The organism is Streptomyces sp. B1866 (assembly GCF_031932565.1).
Taxonomy (GTDB): domain Bacteria; phylum Actinomycetota; class Actinomycetes; order Streptomycetales; family Streptomycetaceae; genus Streptomyces.
The window spans coordinates 1-8,026 of sequence record NZ_JAVSCF010000281.1 but is presented as its reverse complement, the minus strand read 5'-3'; the positions used below and the strand labels follow the sequence as shown (position 1 = coordinate 8,026).

Here is an 8,026-nt window from a genome sequence, read left to right as displayed (position 1 = left end):
GGGCCGCGCCTGGCCGCGCTGCCGCCCGGCACGCACACGCTGCACGCGCGGGCGGCCGACGGCCGGTCCGCCGCCGTGCCGCTCGTCGTGGCCCCGGACCGCCTGCCCGCGCCCGGCGGCCGCGGCCACGGCTTCCTCGTCCAGCTCTACTCCCTGCTGTCCGCCCGCTCGTGGGGCATGGGCGACCTCGGCGACCTGGCCGACCTCGCGGCCTGGTCGGGCCGGGCGCTGGGCACCGGCTTCCTCCAGATCAACCCGCTGCACGCCGCCGTGCCCGGCACGCTCGCGGGCCCGTCCGGCCCCGCCGTCCCGGCCGACCCGTCCCCGTACCGCCCCTCCTCCCGCCGCTTCCCCGACCCGGTGCACCTGCGGGTGGCGGCGGTGCCCGAGTTCGCCGAGCTGCGTGGCCGCGCGCGCGAGCGGGCCGGAGCGCTGCTGGCGCGCGGCGACGCGCTGCGCGCGGCCGTCCTGGACGGCGGCGCCCTGATCGACCGGGACGCCGTGTGGGACCTGAAGCGGGAAGCGCTGGAGCTGGTGCTCGCCGTGCCGCTCGGCCCCGGCCGCCAGGCCGCGTACGCCGCCTTCCGCGCCGAGCGCGGACCGGCCCTCGACGACCACGCCACCTGGTGCGCGCTCGCCGAGGTCCACGGCACCGACTGGCGCGCCTGGCCGGACGGCCTGGCCGACCCGCGCGCGGCGGCCACCGCCCGCGCGCGCGAGCGGCACCGCGACCGCGTCGAGTTCCACCGGCGGCTGGCCTGGCTCACCGACGAGCAGTTGGCCGCCGCGCAGCGGGCCGCGCGGGAGGCGGGCATGCCGGTCGGCGTCGTGCACGACCTGGCCGTCGGCGTGCACCCCTCGGGCGCCGACACCTGGGCGCTCCAGGACGTTTTCGCGTCCGGCATGTCGGTGGGCGCGCCGCCGGACGCGTTCAACTCCCGGGGCCAGGACTGGGGCCTGCCGCCGTGGCGGCCGGATGCCCTGGCCACCCGCGCGTACGGCCCGTACCGCGACCTGCTGCGCGGCCTGCTGCGGCACGCGGGCGCGCTGCGCATCGACCACGTGATGGGCCTGTTCCGGCTGTGGTGGGTGCCGGAGGGCCGCGAGCCCACCGAGGGCGCTTACGTGCGGTACGACGCCGAGGCGATGCTCGGCGTGCTGGCGCTGGAGGCGCACCGCGCGGGGACGCCCGTCATCGGCGAGGACCTGGGCACCGTGGAACAGGGCGTGCGGGAGACGCTGGCGGGCCGGGGGCTGCTGGGCACGTCGGTGCTGTGGTTCGAACGCGACTACGCGCGGGAGCGCACCGGGACGGCGGCCGAGGGCGACGACGCCCCCGCGGCGCTCCCGCTGCCCCCGGCGGCGTGGCGGGAGTACTGCCTGGCCACCGCCACCACCCACGACCTGCCCAGCACCGCCGCCCGCCTCACCGGCGAGCACGTCGACCTGCGGCACCGGCTCGGCCTGCTCACCCGCCCGGTCGAGCGGGAGCGCGCCGAGGACGCGCGCGAGGTCGGCGCGTGGCTGGCGGAGCTGGCGCGGCTCGGCCTGCTGCCGGAGGGGCCGGGCGGCGAGGAGGAGGCGGCCGTGCGGGCCGTCTACCGCTTCCTGACCCGCACGCCCGCGCGGATGGTCGGCATCTGGCTGCCGGACACGGTCGGCGACCGCCGCCCGCAGAACCTTCCGGGCACCTGGGACCAGTACCCGAACTGGCGGCTGCCGGTCGCGGACGCCGCGGGCCGCCCGGTCTCCCTGGAGGACCTGGCCGCCTCGCCTCGCCTGCGCGCCCTGCTGGCGGAGGTACGGGCGGGCCTGGCGGAGCCCTGAGGCGTCACCGGCCCGTACGAGACCGCGCCAAGCGGCCCGTACGGTCCCGTACAGGCCCGTACGAGGACCCCGCGCGCGCCGCCCGCCGACGCGTTCGCTAGCGTGGAGGCGTGGTCAACAAGAACGCCCTGCGCGCCGGCACCGTGAGCGCCGGAGTGACGCTGCTGCTGCTCATGTCGTCTCCCGCGTTCGCGCTCATCCGCGACGACGGGGACGACCCGGGTCCCGGCCTGAGCGTCGCCGAGACGCTGGGCCTGTACGTCGTCCTCCCGATCCTGGCGTTCCTGGTGATCGCCGGGCTGGTGATGGTGGGCGACAAGTCCCGCAAGCGGAGTGGCTGACCCCCGCGCCTTCGCCGCCGGCCCGCGCGCGCTGCTCGCGCGGCTGGCCACAGCCGTCCGAGAGCGCCGGCGGGACGCAGCCACTGCCGACTGCCTCGCGGTATATGTGAAGGAGCACGCTCCCTTCACGCCGGAAGAGCACCGGGCGGCGGCTGAGGTCTGGACCCGCGCAGAGTCGACCGAACGAGCATGGCGACGCACCTTTGGGTGAGGCGCCTGCGGGACGCTCGCTGCGGTGCGGCGGTCGTCACTCGACAGGGTGGAACTGTACAGACTTCGCGCCAGTTTCGGCGTACGCTGATGGCATGACGACCATGCCGTTCACCGAGGCCCGCAACCGCCTGTCCGAGATCATCGACGAGGTCTCGCGCACGCACGAGCGGGTGGAGATCACGCGGCACGGCCAAGCCGTCGCCATACTGCTGTCGCCCGACGACCTGGCAGTCCTGGAAGAGACCCTGGACGTCCTCGCCAGCCCGGAGGCGATGCGGCAGCTCGCCGAGTCGCGCCGGGACATTGAGGCCGGGAACGTCCACAGTCTGGAGGATGTCGTGGAGGCGCTGGCCAGGCGGAGCGGGCGTTGACCGAAGCCGGACAAGCACCGGAACCGTCTGCGGAGCCGTACCGCCTCGTCTTCACCGCGGCCGCCAAGCGGGCATTAGCTCAGCACCTGCCCGAGAAGGTCGCGGCGGCGGCCTTGGAGTTCATTGCCGGGCCGCTGGCCGCACAGCCGTACCGGGTCGGCAAACGGCTGCTTCTTCCACCACACGAGGGTACGTGGTCGGCCCGGCGAGGCACGTACCGGATCCTGTACGAGGTGGATGACGACGAGCGCACGGTGCGCGTGACAGCGGTCGACCACAGAGCTGACGTCTATCGTTCCCGTTAACCTTCGGCAGGAGCCCAGGCCCACCCGCTCCGCTCGCCGGAACGCCGCGGGGCCCCAGGCAGCGCGCCCGGGGCCCCGCGCCGCACGCCCCTCAGGCCGCCGCCGCGTCCGCCGCCTGCGCCCGCAGCGCGCGCTCCACGCCCGCGCGGGACTCCGTCACCAGCCGCCGCAGCGCCGCGCTCGGCTCGGCCGACGCCAGCCACGCGTCCGTGGCCTGAAGCGTCTCCCGCGACACCAGCAGCGCCGGGTAGAGGCCGACCGCGACCTGCTGGGCCATCTCGTGGCTGCGGCTCTCCCACACGCCCTTGACCGCCGCGAAGTACTTCTCCGCGTACGGCTCCAGCAGCTCCCGCTGGTCGGTCTGCACGAACCCGGCGATGACCGCCTCCTGCACCGCGTTCGGCAGCTTGTCGGACTCCACCACCGACGCCCACGCCTCGGCCTTGGCCTCCGGCGTCGGGCGGGCGGCGCGGGCGGTGGCGGCGTGCCGCTCGCCCGCGGCGGTGCGGTCGCGGTCCAGCTCGGCCGCGATCGCCCGCTCGTCCGCGCGGCCGGTCGCCGCCAGCCGCTCCAGCAGCGCCCAGCGCAGCTCGGTGTCGACCACCAGGCCGGGGATCTCCTCCGAGCCGTCCAGCAGCCCGGCCAGCAGGTCGAGCTGCGGGGCGGTGCGGGCGGTGGCGGCGAAGGCGCGCGCCCACGCGAGCTGGTGGTCGCTGCCGGGCGCGGCGGCGCGCAGGTGCTCCAGGGTCGCCTCGGTCCACTTCGCCAGGCCCGCCGGGCGCCGGCCGGGCGCCGCGTACAGGTCGACGGCGAGCTTCACCTGGCGGTGCAGCGACTGCACCACGCCGATGTCGGTCTCCTTGCCGATGCCCGACAGCACCAGGTCGAGGTAGTCGCGGGTGGCCAGCTCGCCGTCGCGCGTCATGTCCCAGGCCGACGCCCAGCACAGGGCGCGCGGCAGGGACTCGGCGAAGTCGCCCAGGTGCTGGGTGACGGTCCTCAGCGACTCGGCGTCCAGCCGGACCTTCGCGTACGACAGGTCGTCGTCGTTGAGCAGGAAGACGGCCGGGCGGGCGATGCCGGCCAGCTCGGGCACGTCCGTCCGCTCGCCGTCGATGTCCAGCTCGACGCGGCGCGTGCGCACCAGCTTGCCGGAGCCGTCCAGCTCGTACGCGCCGACGGCGATGCGGTGCGGGCGCAGCACCGGCTCGCCCGTGGCGCCGGCCGGCAGCGCCGGGGCCTCCTGGCGGACGGCGAAGGAGGTGACGGTGCCGGAGGCGTCGGTGGCGATCTCCGGGCGCAGCACGTTGATCCCGGCCGTTTCCAGCCATTTCTTCGACCAGGTCTTCAGGTCCCGGCCGCTGGTCTCCTCCAGTGCGCCGAGCAGGTCGGGCAGCCGGGTGTTGGACCACTCGTGCCGCTTGAAGTACGCCTGTACGCCGCGGAAGAACTCGTCCATGCCCACGTACGCCACGAGCTGCTTCAGGACGGAGGCGCCCTTGGCGTAGGTGATGCCGTCGAAGTTGACCAGGACGTCGTCCAGGTCGCGGATCTCGGCCATGATCGGGTGGGTGGACGGCAGCTGGTCCTGCCGGTACGCCCACGTCTTCTCGGTGTTGGCGAACGTGGTCCACGCGTGCGGCCACCGGCTGCCCGGGGCGTGCGCCTGGCAGGCGACCGACGTGTAGGTGGCGAACGACTCGTTCAGCCACAGGTCGTTCCACCACTCCATGGTGACCAGGTCGCCGAACCACATGTGGGCCAGCTCGTGCAGGATGGTCTCCGCCCGCCGCTCGTACGCCGCGTCGGTGACCTTGGAGCGGAAGACGTACTGGTCGCGGAAGGTGACCGCGCCCGCGTTCTCCATCGCGCCCGCGTTGAACTCGGGCACGAACAGCTGGTCGTACTTGGCGAACGGGTACGGGTAGTCGAACTTCTCCTGGAACCAGTCGAAGCCCTGCCGGGTCACGTCGAAGATCGCGTCCGAGTCGAGGAACTCCGCCAGCGACGGACGGCAGTAGATGCCCAGCGGCACCGACCGGCCCTCGCCCTCCCAGCTGCTGTGCACGCTGTGGTACGGGCCGACGATCAGCGCGGTGATGTACGTCGAGATGCGCGGCGTGGGCGCGAACCGCCAGACGTTGTCCTTCGGCTCGGGCGTCGGCGAGTTGGAGATCACCGTCCAGCCCTCCGGGGCCCGCACGGTGAACTGGAAGGTCGCCTTCAGGTCCGGCTGCTCGAAGCTGGCGAACACCCGGCGCGCGTCCGGCACCTCGAACTGCGTGTACAGGTACGCCTGCTGGTCGACGGGGTCCACGAAGCGGTGCAGGCCCTCACCGGAGTTGGTGTACGCGCAACTGGCGACGACCCGCAGCTCGTTGCGGCCCCGCAGCAGGCCCGGCAGCGCGATGCGCGAGTCGGCGAAGACCTCGGCCGGGTCGAGCGTGTCGCCGTTGAGCACGACCTCGTGGACGGCCGGGGCGACCAGGTCGATGAACGACTCCGCGCCCGTCTCGACGGCGTCGAAGCGGACCAGGGTCTCCGACCGGTAGGTGCCCCCCTCCTGCGCGCCGGAGAGGTCGAGGTCGATCTCGTAGGAGTCGACGGTGAGCAGGCGCGCCCGCTGCTGCGCCTCTTCGCGGGTCAGATTCGTGCCAGGCACCTGGGGCATCTCCTTGAAGGGGTCGGTGTGCGCGCCGTGCGCGCCGTCGTGCCGCGTCGTTCGTGCGTGAGTCTGTCGTTGCGTGCTGCCGTGCCGCGTCCGTGCTTCGTCAGTGCCGCGTCAAGACCTTCCGTTCCTGTGCCGGGGCGCCGGGCCCGGGCGCCGCCGTGCACCGTGCGCGCCGTGGCCTCGCCGGGTGCGGCGCGCCGTCAGGCCGTACGGGAACGGGCGGAGACCACCGGTCGGCGGCGGACGTGACCGGTCCTCACGTCCGCCCGCCCGGTGGTCTCCGGGACGCCCCGTCGCGGCCTTATGGCGCGTATCGGGACCATCCTTCCACGCCGCCGGGCCGTCAGCGGGCCTCCGCGGCCACCAGCTCGGCGATCTGGACGGCGTTGAGCGCGGCGCCCTTGCGGAGGTTGTCACCGGAGACGAACAGCGCCAGGCCGTGCTCCACCGTCTCGTCCGCGCGGATGCGGCCCACCAGGCTGACGTCGCCGCCCGCCGCCTGGAGCGGGGTGGGCACGTCGGCCAGCGCCACGCCGGGCGCGCCGTCCAGCAGCTCGCGGGCCCGCGCGGGGGTGAGCGGGCGGGCGAAGCGGGCGTGGATCTGGAGGGAGTGGCCGGTGAAGACGGGGACGCGCACGCAGGTGCCGGAGACCTTCAGGTCCGGGATGCCGAGGATCTTGCGGCTCTCGTTGCGCAGCTTCTGCTCCTCGTCCGTCTCCTCCCGGCCGTCGTCCACGACCGACCCGGCCAGCGGCAGCACGTTGAACGCGATCGGCCGCGCGAACACGCGCGGGGCGGGGAAGTCGACCGCCGCGCCGCCGTGGGTGAGCCGGTCGGCGGTGTCGGCGGTCTTCAGCACCTGGCCGTGCAGCTCGGCCACCCCGGCCAGGCCGGCGCCGGACACCGCCTGGTAGGTGGCGACCACCAGGCTGGTCAGGCCCGCCTCGGCGTGCAGCGGCCGCAGCACCGGCATGGCGGCCATGGTGGTGCAGTTCGGGTTGGCGATGATCCCCTTGGGGCGGCGGGCGGCGGCCTCGGGGTTGACCTCGGACACCACCAGCGGCACGTCCGGGTCCCGCCGCCAGGCGGAGGAGTTGTCGATCACCACCGGGCCCTGCCCGGCGACCTTCTCCGCCAGCGCCCGCGAGGTGGTGCCGCCCGCGGAGAACAGCACGATGTCCAGACCGGAGTAGTCGGCCGTGGCCGCGTCCTCGACGGTCACCTCGGCGCCCTGCCACGGCAGCGTACGGCCCGCCGACCGGGCCGAGGCGAACAGGCGCAGCTCGTCCACGGGGAAGGCGCGCTCGGCGAGCACCGTGCGCATGACGCCGCCGACCTGGCCGGTCGCTCCGACGATTCCGATCTTCATCTGCTGTGCTCCTTGACGGTTGCGGGTGCCGTCCGGCGGCCCGCGGGCTTGCGGTCGCCGGGGCCTGCGGTCCCGGGGCCCGGGGTCCCGGCGGTCCTCGGGCCTTGCGGTCCCCGGGGCCCATGGGTCCCGGGTGTCCGGGCCTGCGGTCCCCGGCGTCCGGGTTCGCGGGGCCCGCCGGTCCCGGGGGAGCCGCGCGCACCGGGGTGGTGCGGCTCCCTGGCCTGGCGGTCCGTCCCGCCTGGCCGTCCGTCCCGGCGGGCCGGTCCGGCTTGGCCGCCGGGTCCGGTCCGGCGGTCCGGCCGGTTCCGCGGTCCGCCCGGGCGCGGGCCGCGGAGCGCTTCGCGAAACGGTACGGGCGCCAGGCCCGCGCGGGCGGGCCGGTCCCGGGCCGGTCCTGCTCGGCGGGCCTCGCCGGGCCCTCACCAGGGCCCTTGCGGGCCGCCCGCCGGGGTCCGCGCCCGTGGGCGGGCCCCGGTCCGGTCCCTGGGCGCGGGTCCGCACCGCTCCGCCGTCCACTATCGCAGGCCGCCCGGCGGCGATCTTCCGAGTTTCCGGCATCGCTCCCGGCGGGTGAACGCGGCGTGATCGCGGAGTGGCCGACGGGTAGGCATCCGGCGACCGACCACCCCCGTTCATCCCCGCGAAGATCCACGTGTGCCGATCGGCCACCGGCGTTGCCGCGACGTTAACCCACCGGCCACCCCTGGTGCCAACGATCCGTGGAGAAGGGCACCACTTCGCCCCTGACCTGTCGCTTTCGCGTGATCACGAGCGATCGGCGAACAATCAGCCAGCAATCACGGAAAAGATCACGCATGTCCCGCATACGCTCCGAGCGCTCCGCCGCCACCGCGGCCGCCTCCGCCGGCCCGGGCCGCCGCGCCCTGCTCGCCGCGGCCGGCGCCGGGGCCGCCGCCTCCGCGGCG

Annotated in this window: 6 protein-coding genes; 4 read left to right on the top strand and 2 right to left on the bottom strand. The window is 75.0% G+C overall.

Annotated features, from left to right (window positions below; genetic code table 11):
• From malQ to RKE29_RS25690, 4 genes are all read left to right on the top strand, one after another.
• Nucleotides 1-1,827 (top strand): 4-alpha-glucanotransferase (malQ, locus tag RKE29_RS25705; RefSeq protein WP_312008028.1); only part of this gene is annotated, 1,827 nt, incomplete at its 5' end.
• A gap of 110 nt (nt 1,828-1,937) precedes the next feature.
• The gene (locus RKE29_RS25700) at nt 1,938-2,168 is read left to right on the top strand and encodes a hypothetical protein (RefSeq protein ID WP_312008027.1); all 231 of its coding nucleotides are present in this window, start codon (nt 1,938-1,940) and stop codon (nt 2,166-2,168) included.
• A gap of 305 nt (nt 2,169-2,473) precedes the next feature.
• Nucleotides 2,474-2,752 (top strand): type II toxin-antitoxin system Phd/YefM family antitoxin, encoded by a 279-nt coding sequence (locus RKE29_RS25695; protein WP_312008026.1) that lies wholly within the window; start codon nt 2,474-2,476, stop codon nt 2,750-2,752.
• Nucleotides 2,749-3,057 (top strand): type II toxin-antitoxin system RelE/ParE family toxin, encoded by a 309-nt coding sequence (locus RKE29_RS25690; RefSeq protein WP_312008025.1) that lies wholly within the window; start codon nt 2,749-2,751, stop codon nt 3,055-3,057. Before RKE29_RS25695 ends, RKE29_RS25690 begins: the two co-directional genes overlap by 4 nt.
• 91 nt (nt 3,058-3,148) lie before the next feature.
• Here RKE29_RS25690 and pepN read toward each other — a convergent pair whose 3' ends face one another.
• Entirely contained in the window at nt 3,149-5,719 is a 2,571-nt protein-coding gene (gene pepN, locus RKE29_RS25685) for an aminopeptidase N (RefSeq protein ID WP_312008024.1), read from the bottom strand.
• A gap of 352 nt (nt 5,720-6,071) precedes the next feature.
• Nucleotides 6,072-7,097 (bottom strand): aspartate-semialdehyde dehydrogenase, encoded by a 1,026-nt coding sequence (locus RKE29_RS25680; RefSeq protein WP_312008023.1) that lies wholly within the window; start codon nt 7,095-7,097, stop codon nt 6,072-6,074.
• Nucleotides 7,098-8,026 lie beyond the last annotated feature (929 nt).